We start from the raw sequence: 23,615 nt of genomic DNA on the forward strand, positions 1-23,615 counted from the left end.
CTTGTCCTTAGTTCATGTCTTTGAGTTTAAGCGCAGCTTGTTCTGCAAAATAAGTCCAGATCCCATCTGCACCTGCGCGGCGGCAGCTCATCAGTGATTCAATAATCACGTCATCGGATAACCAGCCATTTTGAATCGCACCCGCCAACATCGCGTATTCACCGCTGACTTGGTAGACAAAGGTTGGAATAGCAAAGTTATCTTTCACTTCACGCACGATGTCTAGATAAGGCATCCCAGGTTTCACAATCACCATGTCGGCACCTTCTTGAATATCCAGTGCAATTTCATGTAAGGCTTCAGCGCGGTTGCCGATGTCCATTTGGTAATTATATTTATTGCCACCTTTTAGGTTACTGGATGAACCGACAGCATCACGAAAAGGGCCGTAGAAGCTCGAAGCATATTTGGCTGAATAAGCCATGATATTGGTATAGATATGACCATTGGCTTCAAGCGCGGTACGAATTGCACCAATACGACCATCCATCATATCACTGGGTGCAAGCACATCTGCACCTGCTTCAGCATGACTTAAGGCTTGTTTAATCAAACATTCAATGGTTTCATCATTCAGCACATAACCCGTGTCATCAATAATTCCGTCTTGACCATGCGTGGTGTAAGGATCAAGCGCACCATCAGTGATGAGCACCATTTCTGGTAACTCTTTTTTCAGTAAACGAATGGTATTTTGTACTAAACCATTTTCATGCCAAGCCGCTTCAGCAGTTAGGCTTTTATCTTCTTGTGGCGTGACTGGGAATAAAGCCAGTTTAGACACCCCGAGTTCTAGTAAGCGTTCTGATTTTTTTAACAGCAGATCAGCAGACAGGCGCTGAACATTGGGCATACTTGGAATATCTTGGGTTTGGTTTTGCCCCGGAAGTACGAATACTGGATAGATGAGATGATCGGTCGTCAATTGGGTTTCACGTACCATAGAACGCAATTTATCATTTTTACGAATTCGACGCATGCGAGTGGCAGGAAATGCAGGACGATTGAACGTATAAGTCATAACAATCTCATTGATCAGTATTAAACTAGCGCTATTGTAGCCCTAGAATTGGCTTTTAGGGCATAAGTTAATTGCTATTTCTCAAATTAAGGTATTCGAGCAGATTATGAATGATTCAGATAAAAAGTGGACAGGGAGTATTCATTTGGGTTCAAAAGTGGATATAGATGTAGTCCTCAAACAATTGTGTCATGCATTTAATAGCTCTCCTTACTTTAAACACAATGATATGTTGATGCGTGTGGTGGATGGGCAAATTGAAGCCTATATTGAAATGCAGCCTTTTATGATTGGTAATGTGGCTTTTCAAATTTTGCATGGCGGGGTCGCTGCGACGATTCTCGATAGCATTGGCGGAATTGCGGCAATGGGCGAGTTATATAAAAAGGCGGAAGCCGATGAACTGCCAGATACCATTAAAAAGGTAACGCGTTTGGCGACTGTCGATATGCGCGTCGATTATTTGGCACCGGGTCGTGGTAAATATTTTATTGCGCGTGCTGAAACTTTACGTTTAGGTCGTAAAGGTTGCACTATGCGGATGACCTTGGTCAATGATGAAGATAAGCCGATTGCAACGGCAATCGCATCTTATGCATATTAAGTTTATTTTAAGCTTGTAAAGTTAAAATTCATAGAACTGAAAAATTTATTTGGCATTGAATGACAATTCAATGCCAAAATCATTTTAAAGACTGATCAGTTACATTTTTATTCTCGCATCATGATTTTTTGTTATTAAAATGCGCCATCAATATTAAATAAAAAATGACTTTCTCATCGACACCATCGCATCACATGGATGGTCTTTATAGCTGTTGGTTTTATCTCGATCAAAACAACACCTATGATATGTGGTGACCAAGTCTGTTGGATGTAGGAATAATCATGACAGATGCTCAAAACACCTTGCCAGAACCAGATGAACAAATTTCGGATGCTGCTCTAAAAGCAAAACGAAAGAAAGCTTTAAGCATGGTCGCATTGATACTCATTATTGCTGCTGTTGCATATGCGGTATGGACTTTGTTTTTTAATCACTCCGTCAGTACCGAAAATGCTTATGTCGGTGCAGAAACCGCATCCATTACCTCTATGGTCAACGGACAGGTTTTAGATGTGATGGTCAGTGACACCCAACAAGTCAAAAAAGGCGATCTGTTGGTGCGTGTGAATGAACGTGATGCTGAAATTGCGCTGGCACAAGCACAGGCCGAATTGATGAAAGCACAGCGTCAATACAAACAAACGCAGGCCAATAGCAGTGCTTTAAATTCTCAGGTTTTTGTCAGCGATGACGGCATTCATAGTGCAGAAGCACAGGTGGCTAAAGCACAAGCAGAGCTGAATAAAGCGCAAAATGACTTAGCACGCCGTAGTCAACTTAGTGCCTCTGGGGCAATTTCCAAAGAAGAACTGAGTACTGCCCAGAGTGCTGTAAATAATGCACAAGCAGGTTTGGATTTGGCGAAAGCAGGCTTGGCACAAGCGCAATCGGGTCAAAAAGCGGCACAAAGCACCTTGGCTGCCAATGAAGCCTTGATCCGTGGTAGTAATGAAACTTCTGCTCCCGATGTATTGATTGCACAAGCACACTTAAAACAAGCCATCCTTGATTTAGAACGTACCAAAATTCAAGCGCCGTTTGATGGGGTGATTGCCCGTCGTAATATTCAAGTTGGACAACGTGTCGCACCGGGTACAGTGTTAATGATGTTGGTGCCTATTTCGAAATTGTATGTCGATGCTAACTTTAAAGAAAGCCAATTGGCCAAAGTTAAAGCAGGGCAGAAAGCGGTACTGACCTCTGACTTGTATGGTGATGAGGTTGAGTTTCATGGCACGGTTGTTGGATTTTCAGGTGGAACGGGTTCAGCATTTGCTTTAATCCCTGCACAAAATGCCACAGGTAACTGGATTAAAGTGGTGCAGCGTTTACCTGTGCGAATTGCGCTTGACCCGAAAGAATTAGCTGAGCATCCTTTGCGTGTGGGCTTATCTATGGAAGCGAAAATTAACCTCGCTTCGAAGTAGTGGCTTATGAATAATAACTACGTACCATTTGGCGACCTTAAAGGAGGGCGCCTCATCCTTGCGGCTTTTGTGTTGGCATTGGCTAACTTTATGGTCGTATTGGATATGACCATTGCCAATGTTTCTGTGCCGCATATTACTGGCAGTTTGGCCGTTTCAAGTTCACAAGGCACATGGGTGATTACCTCCTATGCCGTTGCCGAAGCGATTTGTGTTCCACTGACTGGATGGTTGGCGGGGCGTTTTGGTGCAGTCAGGCTATTTATCATCAGTTTGATTGGCTTTACTGTTTTTTCGGTTTTATGTGGCTTATCGACCAGTTTAGAAATGCTGGTGATGTGTCGTATTGGACAAGGGCTATTTGGTGGGCCAATTATGCCACTTAGCCAGACCTTGCTGATGCGTATTTTCCCTCCAGAAAAACAATCCCAAGCCATGGGCATGTGGGCGATGACCACCGTCGTAGGGCCGATTCTTGGCCCTATTTTAGGCGGTTCAATCAGTGATAATTTATCTTGGCACTGGATTTTCTTTATCAATATTCCAGTCGGGATTTTCTGTGCTGTTGCAGCATTACGTTTATTAAAACCTGCTGAAACAGCTATTTCGAAAATTAGAATAGATAGTATTGGCTTATTTTTACTGATTATCTGGATTGGTGCATTGCAGTTGATGCTGGATCTAGGGCATGAAAATGATTGGTTTAATAGTACTTTTATTTGTGCTTTAGCGGTGATTACTGTCGTTGGACTGATTGTTTTTATTATTTGGGAACTGACCGAGCGGCACCCTGTAGTGAATATTCAGATCTTTCGCTATCGTAGTTTTACCATTTCAGTGTTGTCACTGGCCTTTGCGTTTGGGGCATTCTTTGCCAGTATTGTACTGATACCGCAATGGGTACAAATTAACTTGGGCTATACTGCAACATGGGCAGGTTACCTCACTGCCACCATGGGCTTTGGTAGCTTGATGATGTCACCCATTGTGGCGAAAATGTCCACCAAATATGATCAACGTGCTTTAGCCTGTTTTGGTTTGATGTTATTGGGGATTGTGACTCTCATGCGGTCATTCTGGACCACTGATGCGGACTTTATGACATTGGCGTTGCCGCAAATTTTACAGGGTTTTGCCGTCCCATTTTTCTTTATTCCATTGTCAAATATGGCATTGGCTTCAGTTAAGCCACATGAAATGGCATCTGCCGCAGGACTGATGAATTTTTTAAGAACCATGGCGGGGGCAATTGGCGCATCCATTGCGGTGACCATGTGGGATGATCAAGCAAAAGTTGCACGCAGTGAAATGGTGAGCAATTTACATCCTGAAAGTACACAAAGTACTTTGATACAAAGTGGAATGAGTCCAGATGGCGCTTTGGGTTACATTTCGAGTTTGGTTGATAAAGAGGCCTTAACCTTGTCAGCAAACCATGTGTTTTTAATCTTATCGATGGTTTTTGTTTTTGCAGGATTAATCATTTGGCTGTGTCCTAAACCTAAAGTCGGTGGTGCTAGTCAACCTATGCATTAATCTGCCGTGTTTATAAAACTGTCTCTGCGTCTGAGATGCAGAGACAGTTTTGATTAGATGTCCGATTTTGACCGTTTTAATGCAGTTTGCCATTGATTCAAATGAAATTGGCGCTGATCAATACCCATATTGGGTTCAAAGGCCCGATCCAGTTGCCAAGATTCTGAAATTTCAGACATATTGGAAAAAATTCCAGATTTTAAACCTGCCATAGCCGCAGCACCCCATGCGGTCGATTCCAGCATTTTGGGGCGAAGTACCGGAACATTCAGAATGTCGGCTTGGAATTGCATCAACATATCATTTTGACTGGCACCACCGTCGACACGCAATTCTTTCAAAGGATGTGCAATATCAGATTGCATAGCGGTTAAGACATCGGAAACTTGAAAAGCAATGGATTCCAAGGCTGCTCGTGCTATATGGGCTTTATTGGTGCCACGCGACATACCACAAAGCAAAGCACGTGCATCGCTATCCCAGTGCGGTGCACCCAGACCTGTAAAGGCTGGAACCAAGACCACACCATCGGTATCTTTGACTTGGCAAGCTAGCTTTTCGACTTCATTACTATGCTGAATAATGCCTAAACCATCGCGTAACCATTGCACAATAGCACCTGCCATAAACACACTGCCTTCAAGGGCATAGGTGGTTTGATTTTGGCATTTCCAAGCCAGTGTGCTGAGTAATTTATTCTGACTAAATTGAACCTCATGCCCTGTGTTAAACAGCATGAAACAACCCGTACCATAGGTATTTTTCGCTGTACCAATTTCAAAGCAAGATTGACCAAATAAAGCCGATTGTTGATCCCCTAAAATACCCGTAATCGGAATATTGGCACCCAGTAGACCTGTTGCTGTATCTGCGACATAAGTGTCGGATGAAATAATTTTAGGTAAAACAGAATGGGGGATATTAAAGAGTTCAAGTAATTCCTCATCCCACTGTTGGGTCTGTAGATTCATCAGCATGGTGCGTGAAGCATTACTGGCTTCAATGACGTGTTCCGCACCTTGAGTCAGATTCCACATTAACCAGCTATCAACCGTGCCAAAAGCGACATGCCCTTGTTCAGCAAGTTCACGCAAACCTGCTACATTTTCCAGTAGCCAAACCAATTTCCCTGCACTGAAATAGGGGTCGATGCGTAAACCTGTTTTATGGTGAATTTTATTGTGTAAATTTTGCAGTGTGAGTTGGTTACACCACTCCGTTGCACGACGGTCTTGCCAAATAATCGCAGGGGATAAAGGTTTACTATTTCGTTTATCCCAAACGATGGTGGTTTCCCGCTGGTTGGTCAGTCCAATCGCTTTAATGTCTTTGGCCAGAATGCGAGCCGATGCTAGAGCCTGTTGCACCACTGCAATTTGTGTTGTCCAGATTTCTTGAGCATCTTGTTCCACCCAGCCCGAATGTGGTGTTTTGATGTGGGTTTCACGTTGGGCTGTTGCCTGAACTTTTCCATGTTCATTGAAAATAATCGCACGACTAGATGTCGTCCCCTGATCGAGTGCAAGTAAGTAACTCATAATTTTTTCTATTATTAGACTTGAAAAGTAAAATATTAGCTCAATTATGTAATTAAACGCATCTAGTTATGTAAAAGTTTAGAAATTACATCGTAATTTTTGACATTTATGCTATGATTACGCTGTACTTTGGGGGTGTTTCTGGCTTCGACGCTGGTGATGAAACTCATAGATGCATGCCGAGAGCGCATTTTCTCTCGTAAATCAAATTTGCATTTTTTAGTCGCAAACGACGAATCATACGCTCTAGCTGCCTAAGGGCAGCTTGTCCGCCTCTCCGAATACTTGTGGTTAGAGAGTCCGACTGAAGCGCACGCACACAAGTCCGTATAAAACCAAGCCTTGGGGTTTTGTACTAAATTAAGAGGATCGCGATTTGTACCCTGTTCGTCGGGTCACAAAGAGTTAAAACAATAGACGATATCTAAGCATGTAGTATTCTCGAGCGTAGTGCTGGCGGACGCGGGTTCAACTCCCGCCACCTCCACCAAATACCTTCCCGAACATGGCAAAATATGCCAAGTTTTGGAACTAAAAGGCTTAATTCTAAAGGGGTTAAGCCTTTTTTTATGCCTAATCATAACCAAACATAAAAGCATATAGTGTTGCTTTCCATGTATCCCCACATGTATCCTTTGATAAATATTGAACTCAAGGGATACACGGTTAAATGAAAAGATCAGAAATAAAACGCCGTCCTTTGTCTGATACTGTAATTGCCAATCTTGAAGCAGAACTAAAAGAATATCGTGAGCTTGACGGCAATGGTCTGTATATCAGAGTAAAACCCGATGGTAATAAGTCATGGCAACTTCGATATAAAAAGCCTAATGGTAAATGGTCGTGGTTGGGCTTAGGTGGTTATCCTGAAATCAGTGGTCAATTAGCACGTAAGAAAGGCAAAGAACTTTTGGATGATGTATCCAGAGGTGAAAATCCAATCATTACTAAGCAAGAAAGAAAACTCCAAGAGCTTGAGCAAAATAACGCGACCTTTGAAATATTGGCTCGTGAATGGTTGGATACGAAAGTAAATACTTGGGTAACCGATACGATGACCCGAAATAAAGGTGCATTAGAAAAGCATATATTCCCTATTTTTGGTAAACGCTTATACACCACGATTAAACCAATTGAATGGATGAACTTGTTAAAAGGTATACAGCAGTCACAGGGTATATATGAACAGGTGAACCGTGTCCGTGCGATGTGTCGTGATATTTATGATTTTGCTAAGGTGACAGGTCGTATTGATTACAATCCTTTAGAGGGTATTCAGAAATACCTTGAGCAAGGTAAAAAAACCAATATGGCACATGTGGATGAAAAGGAATTACCAACATTAATCCGAGCAATTAATAATTACCCCACTATGGACGTAAGAATGGGATTACAGCTTTTAGCTATGCTGTTTTGTCGCCCTAGTGAGCTAAGAGGGGCTAAATGGGATGAGTTCGATTTAGAACAAGGCTTGTGGAATATCCCTGAAGAACGAATGAAAAAACGCCGCGAGCATGTTGTACCTTTGCCTAAGCAAGCTATTGCCATACTTACTGAATTAAAAACTTATGAAACCAATTCAGAGTATTTATTCCCCAGTAGATCGGACAAGAGCAAACCAAAATCAGATACAGTTTTTATCATGGCTTTACGGCGCATGGGCTTTGAGGGTAGGCAGACACCACATGGTTTTAGACATATTGCCAGTACCTTGTTAAATAATCGTGGTTTTGATGAACGTCATATTGAGGCTGCTTTAGCTCATGTTAAGAATGGCGTAGCAGGGGTATATAATAAGGCCCAATACCTACAGGACAGGGCGAATATGATGCAGTGGTATGCAGATCATTTAGAAGAAATAGCAGATCAGAGCATTATTCAATTTAAAAAAGTTAAATAATATCGAGATAAAAAATGCAAATGAAAAGAGGCGTAAGAGAATATTCACATGAGGAATTTTTGGAAATTTTAAATAGTCGTGAATATAAGAATGATCATCAAAAAGTTACTCATGAATTAGCCTGTCATTTGGAAATTTTTGAAGCTCAATTTTCAGGAACACATTTTCGTCATGCTTATTCGCTAATTAATACAGTACTTGTGGATTTCTTTGTAAGTAAACAGAATCTATATGATTATGAAAATATCGAATATCTTCACGAGGATTTATGTGAATGGAGAAACAGTGAGTTTGAAAAGATTTTGAAGGAGGAAAATGTTGACCTTGAAAAGTTTAAATTTCATTTTTTTAAATATTCAGATTTCTGTTATGAGTTATTTAGTTATAAACAGATAGATGGAATATATTTTTTAGAGTTACCTGATGAAAAAATAATTAAACTTGAAGAAGCTGATTTTTTCGCATTATGTATTTTTACTTACCACAGACTACACCCTACATCACATAAAGATCATGGCTATTGGTATTTGAGTGAGGAGGATGCTTATGATAAATGGTTATCTATAGAAAAATTACAAAAATTAATGCCCGTGACATTTCATTATGACAAAGTTTTAAATACTGAATATTGGTTTTCTATTATTAATGAATTATTTATCTATTTTCAAAATGCATTGATAAGAAGCGGACATAAAATTGCTCTAAGTAAGGAAAAATCACGTTTAGCTAAAATAAAGGCGGAAAGGTATAAGCAGGAAACAGCTAAAAATTTTAAAAATATCGAGGAATTATGGGATAGTGGTAACTGGGAAAAAGCAACAAAATGTGCACAAGATATTTTTGATTTAGATGGGGTCGCACTACCCTACAATACTGTTTATAGATATATTCTTGAGTACAAAAAATCTAAAAAATGAATTTTGCTAGCACTTATTGATATCTGCTAGCACTCAAGTTTCAATTAATTTTATACAAAACATAATACATCTAAGGCTTAAACATATAGGTGTATTTATGACAATTTATCCAGTACGTATCCAATTTAAAACAGCTTGCCAAATTCTTGATGTAAGTCGTGAAACTTTAAATCAGTTAATCAAGTTAGACCCTACATTTCCTCAAAAAATTAAGATGGGAACTGCTAAACAGTCACCTGTGTATTTTGATTATGCCGAGCTTGCAGAGTGGCATAACAGCCAAAAGCAAGGCCTTGCAGCAATGGAGGCTTAATCATGAATCAATTAGTGAATCTTTCTGCTGCTTCAATGTCTAGCATGCATATCTCCGAGTTAGTTCAATCTCGCCATGACAAAGTAAAACAATCTATTGAAAGACTTGTAGAGCGCGGTGTAATTATTCAACCCCCAATGGGGGATGAACAATCTATTGACACTATGGGGAGATCCAGAAGTACGCAAGTTTATGTATTTTCAGGTGAGCAAGGTAAGCGCGATAGCATTATTGTCGTAGCACAATTATGCCCTGAATTCACAGCGCGACTGGTCGACCGCTGGCAAGAGCTGGAAAAACAGGTTAAGTATACTAATCTTGACCTACACGATCCTTATGCCCTACGCCGTGCCTTATTGGACTATACCGAGCAAGTCATTCATCTTGAAACACAAAATTACTCTCTTGAATGTACGATCGACACCATTACTCAAACACCTTCAGGTGTGAAATTTCAGCAAGCCTGCAAAATTCTGAATATCAAGCGTCAAGTTTTAGCTGATTGGTTGCGTTCTCATGGTTGGGATCGAAGATTGCAAAAAGCTCGTGCATCAACTCACTACAGCCAAGAACGAGGTTATTGTGAAACCAAATATGAAGAAGTGACGAGAGTCAAAACGAATGGTGAGTTAGGAAGCTACAGCAAGATTGAATTCTTTATTCTACCTAAGGGCATGCAAGTACTGGCCAAATATTTTGGCAAGGTAGGGTAGCTATGAAAGGGTTAATCACTTCTCAATACAATGGCCAAGAACTCAGTTTTAGTGAACAAGGCTGGTTTAATGCCACTCAAGCAGCAAGTCGTTTTAATAAAAAGCCTAATGACTGGCTACGTTTACCTGATACGCAGCGCTATGTTGATGCTCTGATAAAAAGAGAAGATCAAAAAAGTGATACGAGATTATCCCGCATCACTGATTTTGTAAAAACCCAGAAAGGCAATTCAAAGTTATTTACATAAGGCACTTGGCTGCATCCAAAATTAGCCGTGCGCTTTGCCCAGTGGCTAGATTATGAAGCTAATTCTGAGTATCTATTCCCCAGTAGATCGGACAAGAGGAAACCAAAATCGGATACAGTTTTTATCATGGTTTTACGGCGCATGGGATTTGAGGGTAGGCAGACACCACATGGTTTTAGACATATTGCCAGTACCTTGTTAAATAATTGTGGTTTTGATGAACGTCATATTGAGGCTGCTTTAGCTCATGTTAAGGACGGCGTAGCAGGGGTATATAATAAGGCCCAATACCTACAGGACAGGGCGAATATGATGCAGTGGTATGCAGATCATTTAGAAGAAATAGCAGATCAGAGCATTATTCAATTTAAAAAGGTTAAGTGACATTCCTTGTCGCACTAATGCCAAGATATACACAAATATAATTAAATATCGTTTATATTCAGTTTGCTAAGTCTAGGCTGATCCCCGAAAGTCGAATATCCAATTTGATTGGCTTAGCTATTTCTTGGGGATGCTGTGGGAGGCAAAATTTGAGAACAATAATTAGATCAAGCGATTTATTACCGCCATTATTTAGTATTGATAAATATAAAGATATGGATAGGCTTTCTGCAAATACATGGTTTCATTTATTGGAAGCTCGTTATTTAATTCAGCGTGAAATACTTGAGGGCAGAGGCTTAGAGTTTTGGATTGGAGAAGATGTATTAAATACTGATGAAGAACAGGAAGCCATATCACTACTGTTTGAGTATTTTTTTAAAAATCCTTTAAATCCAAACTTATTAATAAATTATAAAAAGCAAAATGGTGAAACTATTTGCATTCAAATAACCGACACTGAAAGCGATGGTTTCAAGAAAAATCATTTGCCAGTATCTGAATTTTACGCAAAAGACTTTGATTTACTACATTCAATGGTAAGTAGTTATGATGGAAAATTTACTGATAATGATGATAGATCGATTTTAGAAGTAGTTGAGCCTTTATTTTCAAAAGAATACATCTTTGTTGACTATCCTATCACAATAAACCCCTACTATCCTGACCATGTACTTATTGATGAATTCAAAAAAATGCTGACCAAAATTAGAAGTAAAAGGTCTAAAGATAATTCAAAATATAAGTCAATTTCGTATAAAGATTTAATCAATTGGGCATCTTACAAGTTACTTCCTTACTTAGATTTAAAGTTGCTAGAAATTTATGAGGGTATAAAAATAACCAATCCAGTAATTTGTTCTGTCCTTTATCCAAAGGGCGAGTACGGCGAAGATAATCTGCGTAAAAGTGTAGAGCCATTGAGGCAAAAATTATTAACTCAGATAGGTTTTGATAGTGCTGATGGAATAACCGAAGTCAGTATCTTTGATGGCTTATGCTATTTAGCATTTCATGAAAAGGCTCAAACGGAAAAATAAAGCCTTTAAAATTTCCGTAAAAAAATAATATTAATAAATTACGGATTATTTTTCCTAAGCCTCATTCCTTTAAAGCTATATAAGACAAAAACATACTAAGCCCATATTCTTTCATGTATGGGCTTTTTTATGTCGATCAAACCAATCCGCGTTCAATTCAAAACAGCTTGTGAGCTACTGGATATAAGCCGTGAAGCACTGCGCCATAAAGTACGTACCGATGCCTCTTTTCCACGCCCGATCAAAGAAGGTGATACCAAACAAGCACCAGTCTATTTCGACTATGCTGAGCTTGTAGACTGGCATAACAGCCAAAAGCAAAGCCTCGCAGTATTAGAGGCTTAATCATGAACCATCAAACCCAAGTATTGGCCCGCCTTAAAAGAGGCGCAGGTATGAATCCATTTACTTTTAATTTCAATGAACACGGCGTTCGTGTTGTCTTTGATGGGAACAACGAGCCTTTATTTTGTCTTACTGATGTATGTCGTATTTTATCTGTAGACCGCACATCACGCCTATTACGTGACTTAGATGCAAAGGGTATGGCAGATTGCCACATCCCTACAAATGGCGGTACTCAGAAAGTAAAATTTATAAATGAACCGAATTTATACCGCATCATTTTCCGATCCAATAAACCCGCAGCTATTAACTTCCAAAACTGGGTATTTGCCGAGGTACTGCCAACCATTCGCAAAACAGGTTCATATTCAGCAAGACAGACCGCATACGAAGAATTAAACCGTCTATGTATGCAAGAAAAAGAATCCAAAGATAAGGGTTCATTTCACAGTCATGGTATGCACCGCCGTAAACGTGAAAAGCACTTGAATGCTGTACGTATTGAAACGTGCAAAACCAATCTAGAGCTTACTTTTGAGGGGGTTATACAATGAATAATCATACACCCCCTGAGTTTTTCAAAGCCTTTGACCACTATAAAGCCATGTTGGCCCAGTACGGTGAAGACCACCCCATCACAGAACGGGCATTCATTCTCACCATGCACTACACGCCTGATCATATCAAAGCGGAAATGGATGCTAAAGCCAAAGAATTGAATCTACTGCCACCAGTAAGCGGATACACCGATGATGGCGAAGCTATGTATAGCTTAGATGACATTGCTAAACATTTCGGTATCAGTATTGACGATGCTGAACAGCATTTATTGCAGATGATGGATAACCGCCAAAAGGTCGGGCTGTCCAATGACGGTATTTTGATGAACTCAAATATCCATATCAACCGTGTGCAATGAGGGCTAGACCATGAATCAATTAACAGTACCAGCATTAACCATGTCTACTCGTGATATTGCAGAGCTGACAGGCAAAGATCATAAGCATATTTTACGTGATTGTTTAACCATGTTTGAAGAACTTGGCTTAGACCCTATGGGGTATGCCCAGAACTGGACACACCCCCAAAACGGTCAAACTTATATTGAGTATTTACTCCCTAAAGACTTGGTAGAAACGCTTATCACCGGGTACAGCATTAAATTACGCTATCAGGTCATTCAACGACTGCATGAGCTTGAAAACATACTTAAACCTAAGCTGATGTTGCCCGAAGATTTACCAAGCGCATTACGTGCCTTGGCAGACACCCACGAACAGCTCCAGCAGGCACAATTTGAACGCGAAATTGCTGTTAAGACTAAAGCACATATCAGTGATAAAAAGACCGCTACGGCAATGGCAACAGCCAGTAACGCCGTACAGGAAAACTCGCGTTTAAAAGATCAAATCGGGCAAAGCAAACGCAATGCTACCGTCTTAGCTGTCGAACGATTAACAGGGAAAAGTTATACATGGCCACCCTTAAATAAATGGTGTAAATCTCACGGCGTAAAACCATCAAAAGTGCATGATGATCGTTACGGCAAAGTAAATACCTACCCAGCTCAGGCATGGACAGACGTTTATAGAGTGGACTTATCCGAATTATTTGGAAGGTGAGCGCTATGAAAAACCTCTCTATAAACCTTTTAAAATTGTTCTCAGTTCGGGCAATAACTGTTTTTCTTGTTGCAAGCTGCACAAAACCATCTTATGCTAAGCGCGTTCACCCTCATGGTGAATTAGCTTTGGTCGGCTACGAATATCTAGTGCATATACCGCACTTTCAAGCGGTTTTTTTGTGCATGCTCTCCGCATCTTTGCGTTTTATGGTGATGATGTACTTTAATGATGCTTACATCGATCATGGCATCTTCAAGGTCAATATTCGTATTTATTATCGTAAAATAGTTTCAAATCCTCCCGCTTTGGCCCAAGCTCTATCTCTTTCAAAATAGCATGCTTTGTTTCAAAGCGGGAGGTATTGCATCATGGGCTATCTGTACGGCAATCGATAAGGCAGCTTCGAATATCGCGATGATATAAGATTCATTCATGATTTTTATTTTTTAACAGTTTAGTACAGTCCGCTTTAAATCTTCAAAAAGTATAACGATTCAGTTTGCTGTGTTAAAAAGCCCAGATAAATTTTAAAAGGCCAGTATGTCCTTCAGGGCGGTTTTCAATATTGGTTTCTTTTAAATATTTTGCTTCAATAGACCAATTTTGATCCTGATATTGAATAGCAGGACCAACTGCAAGGACTTGTCCTTTTTGACCAATATCATCATCGTTGACACGATCTGACTTAACTTGTTTAAAAGCATAACCTTCTATTGCCAATTTGACATGATCATTCAGTTTATAGCCCAAACTGTAGTCGCCAGCAAAATATTCCCCAGATTTATAATGCGTGTCATCATTTTCATCGTTAAAGCTATATGAAATTTTAGTCGAAATATCCAAGCCCATAGGAGGAGCATAGGTATAGGCAATAATTGGCCGAACTGTATTGTAGTTTTTCCCAGTATTGGCAACAACAGGCTGAAATGCTGTCGGTGCATCATACTTTCCTGTAGCTAGCACTGTTTCGATTGCTCCAATCCAATGGTGATGACCGCTATGCCAGCCTAACATTGAACCTAGAATTAAATCGCCTAATGCCGCATTATGATTAGACATACCATTAATTTTTAAGCGTAAATCAACCAAAGGCTGTGCAGCATAAAAACCAAGTTGACCACCTACATAGTTTTGTTTTGTCATCCAAACTAAGCGGGGAATAAAGGCATTTACATCAAGATGAAAGCTGTCTGGTCCATGGTCAAATTTTCCTGCATGATAATTTTGATAATAGTTGAGCAAATATAATCCCGGTGGTGGCAAAGCACCGGCCATCATGCCTTCAGCACCTAAAGCAAATGAGTCGGCACCATTTTCTGTGGCAAAAGTAGAATTTGCTGCAAAAGCGAGCAAAAGTGAAAATGAAATTTTTTGGATGGGTTTTTTCATAGAAAATCCTTTTCGATGATTTTTAAATTTTTTGCAAAGCGCAATTTGATTGGTATGCCACTTAAAACAATTTAAATGGCATTGATACCGTTTTAGGCGTTTACATGGCGACGGTCTACTTCAGTAGAAGGTGAAAATTCAGTATCTTTTACAAGTTCAACATTAAACTGAATGTGTTTGAATGCTTTGTCTAAACCACGATGTGCAATTTCAGCTTCATTAGTTACATCTTTAGCAGTTGCCACTAAACCTTCACGTGTTGCAAATGCGAAGTCATCCCAAAGATACTGATCGCCTTCGATGTTAAATTGCGTGGTTAATTTGCGGTAGCCCGGTGCAGATACGAAGTAATGCACATGAGAAGGACGGTTACCGTGACGACCTAACTTATTTAGGACAAATTGAGTTGTACCTTGTGGCGGACAACCATAGCCAACAGGCATTGTAGTTTGAGCAACATATTGCCCTGTAGTATCTGTTAATACAGTACGGCGTAAGTTGAAGTTGGATTGTGACTTATCAAAGAATGAATAGTTGCCTAAACTGTTGGCATGCCAAATTTCAACTTTAGCATTTTTAATGATATTGCCTTGGGTATCAGTCACAGTCCCTTCAATGAACAAAGTCGGAACTTTATCTGATTCAGTACCATCATCCATACGGGTAAAACCGACTGATTCGGGTGCACCTGTGACATATAACGGACCTTCGATGGTACGTGGTGTACCGCCAGTGATGCCTGCTTTTGCATCTGCTTCGTCTGCGCGAAGGTCAAGGTAGTGCTCAAGTCCCAAGCCCGCAGCCAAAAGACCAAGTTCATTGGCTTGACCTGCGTCGGTAAAGTACTCAAGACCTTTCCACAATTCTGTTTGAGAGATATTAAGATCTTCAATCGCCTGAAATAAATCACGAGTTAATCGCACTACAATTTGTTGAATGCGTAAATCGACATCACCTTGTGCTGTATCAACATTGATTTTTTTGACTAATTTTTCGATTTCTTGAGTATTCATCATGATCTTCCTTGGATTAATGAAAATAGAATCGAATGATCTGGAACGGACATGAAACAGATCATTCGAAAAGGGTGGAACTATCACAATGTTTTTCAATGTGATAGTTCAAATTTTTTATTTAAAAGAACATTCTAAATATGCCGAAATAAAGCAGAGCGAGATTCGTTAGAAGCACCATCAGCCGCACTCAGGAAGCGTTCAGTATGAATATCTTTTTCAAAGAGGCGGCTTTGCATCAGCGTTGAAATGGCTGCATCAATCATCGGTGGAGGACCACATAAATAAGCTTTATGACCACTGCATTTATTTTCAAAATAATCTGCCACGGCTTCATGCACAAAGCCTGTAAATCCTGTCCATTGATCTTCTGCTTTTGGTGCATTCAATGCAGGAATATAGCGGAAGTTGGGATAGTCTTTGACTAAGGTTTCAAACACTTCGCGATTATAGAGTTCAGAAACATCACGTGCGCCTTGGAAAAGATAGATGGTACGTGTATCACCTTGTTCCAAAAGATCTAAAATCATCGATTGTGGGCTAGATAGACCAGAACCGCCTGCAATAAAGATGGCATCTTTTTCATCCGATTTACGTACAAAGAACTGTCCATATGGCCCAGAGACTGCCAGTTTATCGCCCGCTTGAAGGGTTTCGTGTACATAGGTGGTGGCGGCACCGCCTTGTACTTGGCGAATATGCAATTCAATAATGCCTTCTTCACTCGGCGGATTGGCAATCGAAAATGCACGAGTACCTTCAATATTTGGCAATTGAATATTGATGTATTGTCCAGCCTGAAACTCCATTGGGCGATCAATCTGTAAACGGACACCTTTAATGGTTGGCGATAGTTGTGTGATCTCTAAAACTTTGGCTTGGTAGTCTTGGACTAAATAGCCAAGAAAATCTTCGTCCTCATCGACATCAGCTTCAATCACCATGTCAGATTCAGGTTTACAGCAGCAGGCAAGCACTTTATTTTCTTCGCGTTCAATATCCATTAGTGCAAAGGGTGAAGCATCACCGACATCATAAAAACCGTCCGTCACTTGAACTTTACAGGTTCCACATGTGCCATGACCACAGGCGAAGGGTAGCCAAACACCTTGACGTAAAGCAGCGTCTAAAATAGTTTGATCTTCTTCAACTTCAATGGTCATGCCGACAGGTTCAATCGTTACTTGATAACTCATGATACTTCTCCCTTATACATGTGTGCCGTTGTAGCCATTTAAACCGGGCGTGACAAAGCGCAGTAGCGATTTATGATCAAAATCTAAATCCGCCAATGTCTTAGAAAAATCCACGTCTGTTAATAATTGACGATTTAAGGTGAATTGTACGGTTGACCAATCAATATGTTCAAAGTCAGGGTGCTGATTAAAACCAGTCTGAATTTGCTGATCAATCAAGTCTTGTAAGCTTTGTTGTGGCGAGACCACAAAAGCATGAGCGGCACAAAATAAAGTGTGATGATCCCATCCCACATAGAGCAACATGTTGTCGCCGTAATTTTTTTGTGCGTCACGTGCATCAAATTCATAATGTTGTTGAATGGCTTGTACTGGCATGAGAAAACTCCTAAATTCCTTGAGTGTGAAGCCATCTCGAAATTTTTATCTATGAGATGACTTCTGATCCTTTTTTGCTTACGCAACGTGACCTTTCCATTTTCTCCAACGCTCTTGGTCTGGAGAACCTTCAATATCAAGATTGTCTGCACCAACGTTAAAGTTGTAATAGTCACGTAAAATACTTTCTAAATCGGGACCGCCACAGTTGCCTTGCAAGATTTGATTGACTGGCAACCAAGCTTGAATATATTTTTCAGGTTCACGTTCAAAAATGTCATGACAGCCATCTGAACAAGTATGGTAACGCTCGCCTTTATATATACTGTCGCGGTAGCTGAACATGGTTGGGTCGCCATCCATTTCGGTAAAGGTCATTGGAATCTGACAGATTTGGCACAGTTGCGGTAAGCCATTGCTATAGAAGCGTTTACCTTCGGCTTCCAATTTACGTGCGAGTTCCCATTTAGGACGGTAGTATTTATCAAAAGTATCTGGGTATTTTTCAGATAACCAATCCATTTCTTCGTCGGTTGGAATCCACGTATGGAAACCAGCAGCATGACCAAAGTTATAGAAAATCCACCATGCTTGATGTGAGATATGCTCTTTTTCTTTCACAATCACGTCGGAATATTTCGGCATACGAATACCGTAACGGCTGAGGTCTTTGAATAAAGCACCGCCAGCTTCTTCGAAATACGTTTCCCAAGCTTCTTTCCATGACATGACTTTGTTTGGCAGCATGTAGTCCATCATCATGCCGACAATAGAAAGTAGGCGAGTACCGCGCCAGAACCATTTATCAATCCATTCCTGAACAATAGGAACGTTATCTTCATGCTGTTCAAGTAAGAATTTTACGATTTCTAAACCTAAGGTCATGTGACGTGCTTCATCCGACTGTGCACTAAAGCCAAAGGTCACGGTTGCCATATCACCGTTATAGGCTGCACCTGACATGAATGGGACGAACAATAAGTTGGTGAGGACATATTCGAAAGAAAAACTAATGGCCAATAGGAATTCGAATGGCCCTGCTGAACGTGCATCTTCAAAGAATGATTTTGGTACAGACAAATACCAAACACGGTCATGCATGTGTGCCCAATCTTGGAAGCCATCAAAGAACTTGTTGTAGTGGCTCATGGCATGAATTTGCGTTTGTACATGACGCAGTTCATCAATCGATTGCATTTGCGAGGCAATACGTGCACCGATCCCGCTAAATTGGCGGCCTACATGTGCATAACCTTGATAGGCTTGATATTCCAGTGGCGTCACTGCGGTTAAGAAAAGTTTAATGGCATTGAGATAGCGTTCATTACTGACATTCATCTGACCATTGTTTTGAGAAAATGCATCAAAAATGGCATACAGCTTTTTCTCTTTTTCTGCCTGATATTTCCAGTAAGAATCCATGGTTAAACGGAATGGGTCTTCCCATTTTGACCAGTCTGTAATTTTAATACCTTCAAACTCTTCGTAAGGAAAAGCTTCTTTACGATCTGCATAGGAAAAATCCCAATCCAAATCACGGGTTAGCATACGGTAACGATCTTTTGCATTCAGTTTTTTGGTTGCAGTTTTTGTCGCATTTTTTGCTTGGCTATTCATCTTGATCATCCTTTTCAATCTGTTGAAGCAGTCGGCTTCTTGTATTTATTTCTTCCGTGTGGGCTTAATTCCACTGCAAAGTGAAAGTGTCATCATCTTCATCAACGTTGCCACCCAAAGTGATCATGTTGAGTTGCAGTTCTTGAATATCCCAATCTTGTCCTAGTTTTTCAGAGACAGTTTCAGCACGAACCACTAATTTTCCGAGGTTTTCCACACGAATCATGGCAGGAAGATATTGAATCGTCGCTTCTGGGTTATCTTGCTCAATCGCTTCAATGATGTAGCGTGAGGTATCGTTATCTTGTAATGCCAAATAAACTTTAGAACTCATATCTACGCTTCCTTATGCCACTGATTCTAATTTAAGGGTTAAACCTGCTTTTTTACTGCGTTCTGCAATGACAGCTAGGCCATTGTCGATAGATGCATGTCCAAGAGCGGTTTTGGCCCATGCACTAAAGGCTTCTGTGACTTGCGGTAAAAGTATGTCTATCAAACCTTGAATTAATGTTTTATTTTCTTCCGATTCAGCAACAGCTGCTTTTAAAACAGGGTCTGACCATTTACGTAAATCAGTTAAACAGTCCTTCATAAATTCGGTCAGCATCGCCACATCACGCGCACCGTATTCAACCAGCCATTGATCTAGTTCGCCGTAAACTAGTTCCTGCATTAAGCTGTCGATGAGTAGGTTTTGCAGGATATAAAGTTTGAACCAATCCTGTTCAGTCAAGCTTTGTTCGCACAGCTTGCGAAGTGGTTGCCAAGCTACGTCATTCATCCATGACTCTTTTGCTTGTTCTAAGGATTCACCGGTATTGCCATCAATGAGTAAACCAATACGGGAGAGATATTGCGCCATGCCCAAACGATCCATGGCCGCAAAAACACAGGCTTGGGTAATGACCGTGCCATAGCCGTAAGCACTGCCTGACATCATGTGTAGATTGGCGGTTTGCTCCACATAGCGAAATGGCAATAAGCAGTGAATGATTTTTTGCTTAACTTTATCGCTGAGATTTTCAACCAAATGGCGTTTTTCAAAGAATGAGTAATTGCTTTCAGCGCTATCTTGTAAACGTGCACGATGCTGTACATAAGGGCCATAATAAAATTGACGCGGATCCTTGAACGCATACCAGTCTTGCATTTGCAACGCTGTATGGGTGTGATCATTTAAAGTTTTGTCTAGTTTCCACAATGGACGGTAATGAAAATTGGTTGTACCTTGTACATCAAAACTGACTTCTTGATAACGAGTCGCTGGCTTTTTACCAAAACGGCGTTCGATATAGGCATAGGTTTGACGAATAGGTTCTAGATTGGATGTTTTAATTTCTAAAGTCATCACGATTTCCTTATGGGCTTAAGATTGATCTTCTTGATCTAAATGTTCACGAACTTGGCTTAGGACCGTTGGTTCAACGCCATAACGCCATTTATCTTCTTGTGCGTCATTCCATGCTTGCTGCACCTCAGTCATTTCGATGACATGATTAATTTCGCAAAAATGTTGAAAGGCTTGCTGGGGGAGAATGAGTTCGACAAAAAGTGTTGGGTCGTGGATTGCGAAGTCAAATTCAACAAACTTGGCATGACGGTTGCCTGTTACACGAATGTATTTGGTGAGTTGGTCATGTTGTCGTGCTTGAGTCATTGGAATCATCCTTTTATCTCTACACTGAAATCATTTCAGTGATGCAACCTTGCATTTATTGATAGAGATATATCAAAACCTATGCCAACTTTTATTAATTGTTATTAATCAAATTCTTATATTTTTTATTTGTTTTTTCGGGGTTATTTGAGTGATAAAAACTCATGGAATGATGAACATAAAAATATCTGATTTCATCAAATCGTGAATGATTAGGCGGGGAATTTGAAAATACTTTTTCCAGATCAAGTGATTTATATCTATATGATTTTATAGTTTTAATTTAAAAATACCTTAGAGGTATAAAGTTATGATAATAAGGTAGTAAAGCTTTTTAGTCGGAATTTAGTAAGATAGGGGGGATCGACCTATAGCCAAGGATGGATATTCAGTCATGCCTCAAGCCAAAGATGCGAAGTTTTATACTCAAATTTTGGAAAAGAATAAAGATATTCAAGATTTGCTGGATAAAATTCAGTTTGATAGTCAGCATGGAAAAATTTGGTTTGAAGAAAACCGTATGCTATTGCTGCATACCAGCATCATGGGTTTTTTAAGAAAAGATTTATATAACATGCTGGGCTGGGAAAGGACTAAGCGTTTTTTTATCCGTTTGGGTTATCAGGCTGGCGTGCGAGATGCAGAAGTTACTTCTAAATTACGCCCGAATTTAAATGAAGCTGAAGCCTTTATGGCTGGACCACAAATGCATGGTATTCGAGGGATGGTGCAAGTTGAGGTGAATGAACTTCAATTAAGTCACGATGAGCATCAATTTTACGCAGATTTTAATTGGCGCAATTCTTTTGAGGCGGAAGTTCATTTAAGTGAGTTCGGGGCTTCTGATGAGTCCGCGTGTTGGATGTTATTGGGCTATGCCTGCGGTTATAGCAGTTTAGTCATGGGGCAAACCATTATTTATCAAGAAACCCATTGTGTGGCAAAAGGTGATGACTGTTGTCGAATTGTTGGTAAGCCCCTAAAAGAATGGGAAAATGCTGATGAACTGATTCAATTTATGTCACCTGATCCTGTCTCGGATGAACTGATTGCCTTACAGGCGGAACTCAATGAGTTAAAGAAAAATATCTATACCGATGTAGAAGCAGACTACACCATGTTTAATTCTATTGGTGAATCAGTTGCATATCGTAAAGTCTGTGATCTTTTGACAAAAGCTGCTGGCAGTAAGGTTGCTGTCTTGTTGCAAGGTGAAACTGGAGTGGGTAAAGAAGCTTTTGCGCGCGGGATTCATGAAGGCAGTTCCCGCAAAGGCCAGCCTTTTGTTGCTGTAAACTGTGCCTGTATTCCGCCAGATTTAATTGAAGCAGAACTTTTTGGTGTCGAAAAAGGTGCATTTACAGGTGCAATGCAAACCCGAAGTGGAAAATTTGAACGTGCTCATCAAGGAACTATTTTTTTAGATGAAGTGATTGAGCTTTCTCCACGTGCACAAGCTGCCTTGTTACGCATGCTGCAAGAAGGAGAGTATGAGCGGGTTGGAGATCATCAAACTCGAAAGGTTGATGTACGTTTGGTTGCAGCAACCAATGAAGATTTAGAACAAGCTGTGAAAGAGGGAAAATTCCGTGCCGATTTATATTATCGTTTAAACATTTTCCCTGTCATTATTCCGCCATTGCGCGAACGTCGTGATGATATTCCATTATTGATTACGCACTTCTTATCGCGTTTTGAAAATATGTATGGAAAGACATTAAAAGGTTTAAGTGATAAAGCCAAAAACTTTGTCATGACTTATGAATGGCCCGGCAATATTCGGGAACTTGAAAACTTATTAGAGCGGGCAACCTTACTGACGGATCATCAGCAGGAAATTAAACTTAATCATTTGTTTCCGCAAATCAAACAAGATGTTGAACCAAGATCTGAAAAAATGGACTTAGATGTCGTGATACAAGATGGCTTTTGTCTAGAAGATCATGAAAGGCAGTTGATTTTTATTGCAATGCAAAAAGCCAACAATAATGTTTCGGAAGCCGCCCGTATCTTAGGCATTAGCCGAGCAGCTTTAGATTATCGCTTAAAAAAACAGACTATTAATGTGAAGAAATAGTAGATTTCAATTAAGCACAGATTGATTGTTATGACTGGTTTTTAAGAGGCATACTCTGCAAGATTGCTTGATACAGCTTAAAGCTTTACTAAGACAAATTCAGCAATCAAGTTGATGAAGTCTTTAGTCTTACCATAAGCAATCTATTGATCAAGGGCTTCATAATAAAATAAGTGATTTGTAATGGTAAACATATGGTGAATAACCTATTTTTATAATTGTAAAGAGGCTTAGGAAGTTAAACAGGGTTATTTCCATCAATCATGACGTATTCCATATCAAGATGATCATTGACTAATACTAAAATTGTCTCGAATACTGCAGCTTACATCCAGTTTCGATATCTTTTAAAGACAGTATTTCATTTGCTGAATCCAAGTGATAAGTCTAGCCATGGGCTACCCATAATACAGTTTCAGGGAGTAATCTATTATTTTTACAACTATGACTACAATCTGTAATTTTATCTAAGTAGTGGAGTGCCATTTTTATTTATTAGGCATCTGTAAGTATATCTGTATCCATCTTGCGATTATAAAAGTTGGATAGTAATTTACTTAACTCTCAACAGACCTTGGGTTTTTAAGGGTAATTGTTCGTACCTTTGATTTTTATAAGGCATTGAAAATTATATTTTATTTTTATGGGTTGTTTTGTCACCATCTCCATCA

At 39.9% G+C, this 23,615-nt stretch carries 25 protein-coding genes, 1 other RNA gene and 1 pseudogene; 17 read left to right on the forward strand and 10 right to left on the reverse strand.

Translation table 11 applies throughout. From position 1 onward, the window contains the following. Positions 1–7: 7 nt before the first annotated feature. Positions 8–1,021 (reverse strand): porphobilinogen synthase, encoded by a 1,014-nt coding sequence (gene hemB, locus BLV99_RS05605; protein ID WP_086185094.1) that lies wholly within the window; start codon positions 1,019–1,021, stop codon positions 8–10. A 106-nt stretch (positions 1,022–1,127) separates the two neighbouring features. Between hemB and BLV99_RS05610 the strand changes: the two genes are divergently transcribed. From BLV99_RS05610 to BLV99_RS05620, 3 genes are all read left to right on the forward strand, one after another. Then, the gene (locus tag BLV99_RS05610; protein ID WP_004651067.1) at positions 1,128–1,625 is read left to right on the forward strand and encodes a thioesterase family protein; all 498 of its coding nucleotides are present in this window, start codon (positions 1,128–1,130) and stop codon (positions 1,623–1,625) included. Between the two features lie 284 nt (positions 1,626–1,909). Then, positions 1,910–3,055 (forward strand): HlyD family secretion protein, encoded by a 1,146-nt coding sequence (locus BLV99_RS05615; RefSeq protein WP_092688537.1) that lies wholly within the window; start codon positions 1,910–1,912, stop codon positions 3,053–3,055. Positions 3,056–3,061: 6 nt separating this feature from the next. After that, positions 3,062–4,591, forward strand: a complete 1,530-nt coding sequence (locus BLV99_RS05620) for a DHA2 family efflux MFS transporter permease subunit (protein WP_086185096.1) — start codon at positions 3,062–3,064, stop codon at positions 4,589–4,591. Between the two features lie 53 nt (positions 4,592–4,644). On the opposite strand, the gene glpK is transcribed toward BLV99_RS05620, so the two are convergent. Then, the gene (gene glpK, locus BLV99_RS05625) at positions 4,645–6,129 is read right to left on the reverse strand and encodes a glycerol kinase GlpK (protein WP_092688540.1); all 1,485 of its coding nucleotides are present in this window, start codon (positions 6,127–6,129) and stop codon (positions 4,645–4,647) included. 131 nt (positions 6,130–6,260) lie between these two features. On the opposite strand from glpK, the gene ssrA reads away from it, so the two are divergent. The 13 genes and pseudogenes from ssrA to BLV99_RS05690 all read left to right on the forward strand — a co-directional run bounded on the left by ssrA (position 6,261) and on the right by BLV99_RS05690 (position 13,949). Further along, positions 6,261–6,619: a transfer-messenger RNA gene (gene ssrA, locus BLV99_RS05630) on the forward strand. A 180-nt stretch (positions 6,620–6,799) separates the two neighbouring features. Further along, entirely contained in the window at positions 6,800–8,029 is a 1,230-nt protein-coding gene (locus tag BLV99_RS05635) for a tyrosine-type recombinase/integrase (protein WP_092688543.1), read from the forward strand. 14 nt (positions 8,030–8,043) lie between these two features. Then, the gene (locus tag BLV99_RS05640) at positions 8,044–8,946 is read left to right on the forward strand and encodes a hypothetical protein (protein ID WP_092688546.1); all 903 of its coding nucleotides are present in this window, start codon (positions 8,044–8,046) and stop codon (positions 8,944–8,946) included. 97 nt (positions 8,947–9,043) lie between these two features. Beyond that, positions 9,044–9,259 (forward strand): helix-turn-helix transcriptional regulator, encoded by a 216-nt coding sequence (locus tag BLV99_RS05645; RefSeq protein ID WP_092688549.1) that lies wholly within the window; start codon positions 9,044–9,046, stop codon positions 9,257–9,259. Between the two features lie 2 nt (positions 9,260–9,261). Further along, positions 9,262–9,972 (forward strand): phage antirepressor KilAC domain-containing protein, encoded by a 711-nt coding sequence (locus BLV99_RS05650; RefSeq protein ID WP_092688553.1) that lies wholly within the window; start codon positions 9,262–9,264, stop codon positions 9,970–9,972. A 2-nt stretch (positions 9,973–9,974) separates the two neighbouring features. Next, positions 9,975–10,220, forward strand: coding sequence for a KilA-N domain-containing protein (locus BLV99_RS05655; protein WP_092688556.1), 246 nt, complete (start codon positions 9,975–9,977; stop codon positions 10,218–10,220). A gap of 15 nt (positions 10,221–10,235) precedes the next feature. Further along, positions 10,236–10,604, forward strand: a pseudogene (locus BLV99_RS05660) (tyrosine-type recombinase/integrase); the annotation flags it as partial. 149 nt (positions 10,605–10,753) lie between these two features. Beyond that, positions 10,754–11,644 (forward strand): DUF6387 family protein, encoded by an 891-nt coding sequence (locus tag BLV99_RS05665; protein WP_244516282.1) that lies wholly within the window; start codon positions 10,754–10,756, stop codon positions 11,642–11,644. A 129-nt stretch (positions 11,645–11,773) separates the two neighbouring features. Beyond that, entirely contained in the window at positions 11,774–11,989 is a 216-nt protein-coding gene (locus BLV99_RS05670) for a transcriptional regulator (RefSeq protein ID WP_086164457.1), read from the forward strand. Positions 11,990–12,039: 50 nt separating this feature from the next. Beyond that, the gene (locus BLV99_RS05675; protein ID WP_086185146.1) at positions 12,040–12,543 is read left to right on the forward strand and encodes a BRO-N domain-containing protein; all 504 of its coding nucleotides are present in this window, start codon (positions 12,040–12,042) and stop codon (positions 12,541–12,543) included. Continuing rightward, entirely contained in the window at positions 12,540–12,908 is a 369-nt protein-coding gene (locus BLV99_RS05680; RefSeq protein ID WP_092688562.1) for a hypothetical protein, read from the forward strand. The genes BLV99_RS05675 and BLV99_RS05680 overlap by 4 nt, the downstream gene beginning before the upstream one ends. Before the next feature lie 10 nt (positions 12,909–12,918). Beyond that, on the forward strand, positions 12,919–13,611 hold the full coding sequence (locus tag BLV99_RS05685; protein ID WP_092688565.1) for a Rha family transcriptional regulator: 693 nt from the start codon (positions 12,919–12,921) through the stop codon (positions 13,609–13,611). Positions 13,612–13,616: 5 nt separating this feature from the next. Continuing rightward, complete coding sequence (locus BLV99_RS05690) at positions 13,617–13,949, forward strand: hypothetical protein (RefSeq protein ID WP_092688569.1); 333 nt, start codon at positions 13,617–13,619, stop codon at positions 13,947–13,949. Positions 13,950–14,121: 172 nt separating this feature from the next. Here the strand turns inward: BLV99_RS05690 and BLV99_RS05695 are convergent, their stop codons facing one another. From BLV99_RS05695 to BLV99_RS05730, 8 genes are all read right to left on the reverse strand, one after another. Then, positions 14,122–15,003, reverse strand: coding sequence for a SphA family protein (locus tag BLV99_RS05695; protein WP_092688572.1), 882 nt, complete (start codon positions 15,001–15,003; stop codon positions 14,122–14,124). Between the two features lie 92 nt (positions 15,004–15,095). Further along, complete coding sequence (gene catA, locus BLV99_RS05700; protein WP_092688575.1) at positions 15,096–16,016, reverse strand: catechol 1,2-dioxygenase; 921 nt, start codon at positions 16,014–16,016, stop codon at positions 15,096–15,098. Positions 16,017–16,150: 134 nt separating this feature from the next. Further along, complete coding sequence (locus BLV99_RS05705) at positions 16,151–17,212, reverse strand: NADH:ubiquinone reductase (Na(+)-transporting) subunit F (RefSeq protein ID WP_092688578.1); 1,062 nt, start codon at positions 17,210–17,212, stop codon at positions 16,151–16,153. Positions 17,213–17,224: 12 nt separating this feature from the next. Beyond that, positions 17,225–17,590 (reverse strand): phenol hydroxylase subunit P4, encoded by a 366-nt coding sequence (locus BLV99_RS05710; protein ID WP_086185128.1) that lies wholly within the window; start codon positions 17,588–17,590, stop codon positions 17,225–17,227. Between the two features lie 78 nt (positions 17,591–17,668). Continuing rightward, the gene (locus BLV99_RS05715) at positions 17,669–19,207 is read right to left on the reverse strand and encodes an aromatic/alkene/methane monooxygenase hydroxylase/oxygenase subunit alpha (RefSeq protein WP_086185129.1); all 1,539 of its coding nucleotides are present in this window, start codon (positions 19,205–19,207) and stop codon (positions 17,669–17,671) included. Positions 19,208–19,271: 64 nt separating this feature from the next. Further along, positions 19,272–19,541 (reverse strand): MmoB/DmpM family protein, encoded by a 270-nt coding sequence (locus BLV99_RS05720; protein ID WP_086185130.1) that lies wholly within the window; start codon positions 19,539–19,541, stop codon positions 19,272–19,274. Positions 19,542–19,553: 12 nt separating this feature from the next. Then, positions 19,554–20,558, reverse strand: a complete 1,005-nt coding sequence (locus tag BLV99_RS05725; RefSeq protein ID WP_092688581.1) for an aromatic/alkene monooxygenase hydroxylase subunit beta — start codon at positions 20,556–20,558, stop codon at positions 19,554–19,556. 18 nt (positions 20,559–20,576) lie between these two features. Continuing rightward, positions 20,577–20,867 carry a phenol hydroxylase subunit gene (locus BLV99_RS05730; protein ID WP_092688806.1) on the reverse strand — a complete coding sequence of 97 codons (291 nt, stop codon included), beginning with the start codon at positions 20,865–20,867 and terminating at the stop codon, positions 20,577–20,579. Between the two features lie 394 nt (positions 20,868–21,261). Here BLV99_RS05730 and mobR point away from each other — a divergent pair, with 394 nt between their 5' ends. Continuing rightward, positions 21,262–22,944 carry a phenol degradation transcriptional regulator MobR gene (mobR, locus tag BLV99_RS05735; RefSeq protein WP_092688584.1) on the forward strand — a complete coding sequence of 561 codons (1,683 nt, stop codon included), beginning with the start codon at positions 21,262–21,264 and terminating at the stop codon, positions 22,942–22,944. The last annotated feature ends 671 nt before the right edge of the window (positions 22,945–23,615 follow it).

It is taken from the genome of Acinetobacter kyonggiensis (assembly GCF_900107285.1).
In the GTDB taxonomy this organism is placed as follows: Bacteria; Pseudomonadota; Gammaproteobacteria; order Pseudomonadales; family Moraxellaceae; genus Acinetobacter; species Acinetobacter kyonggiensis.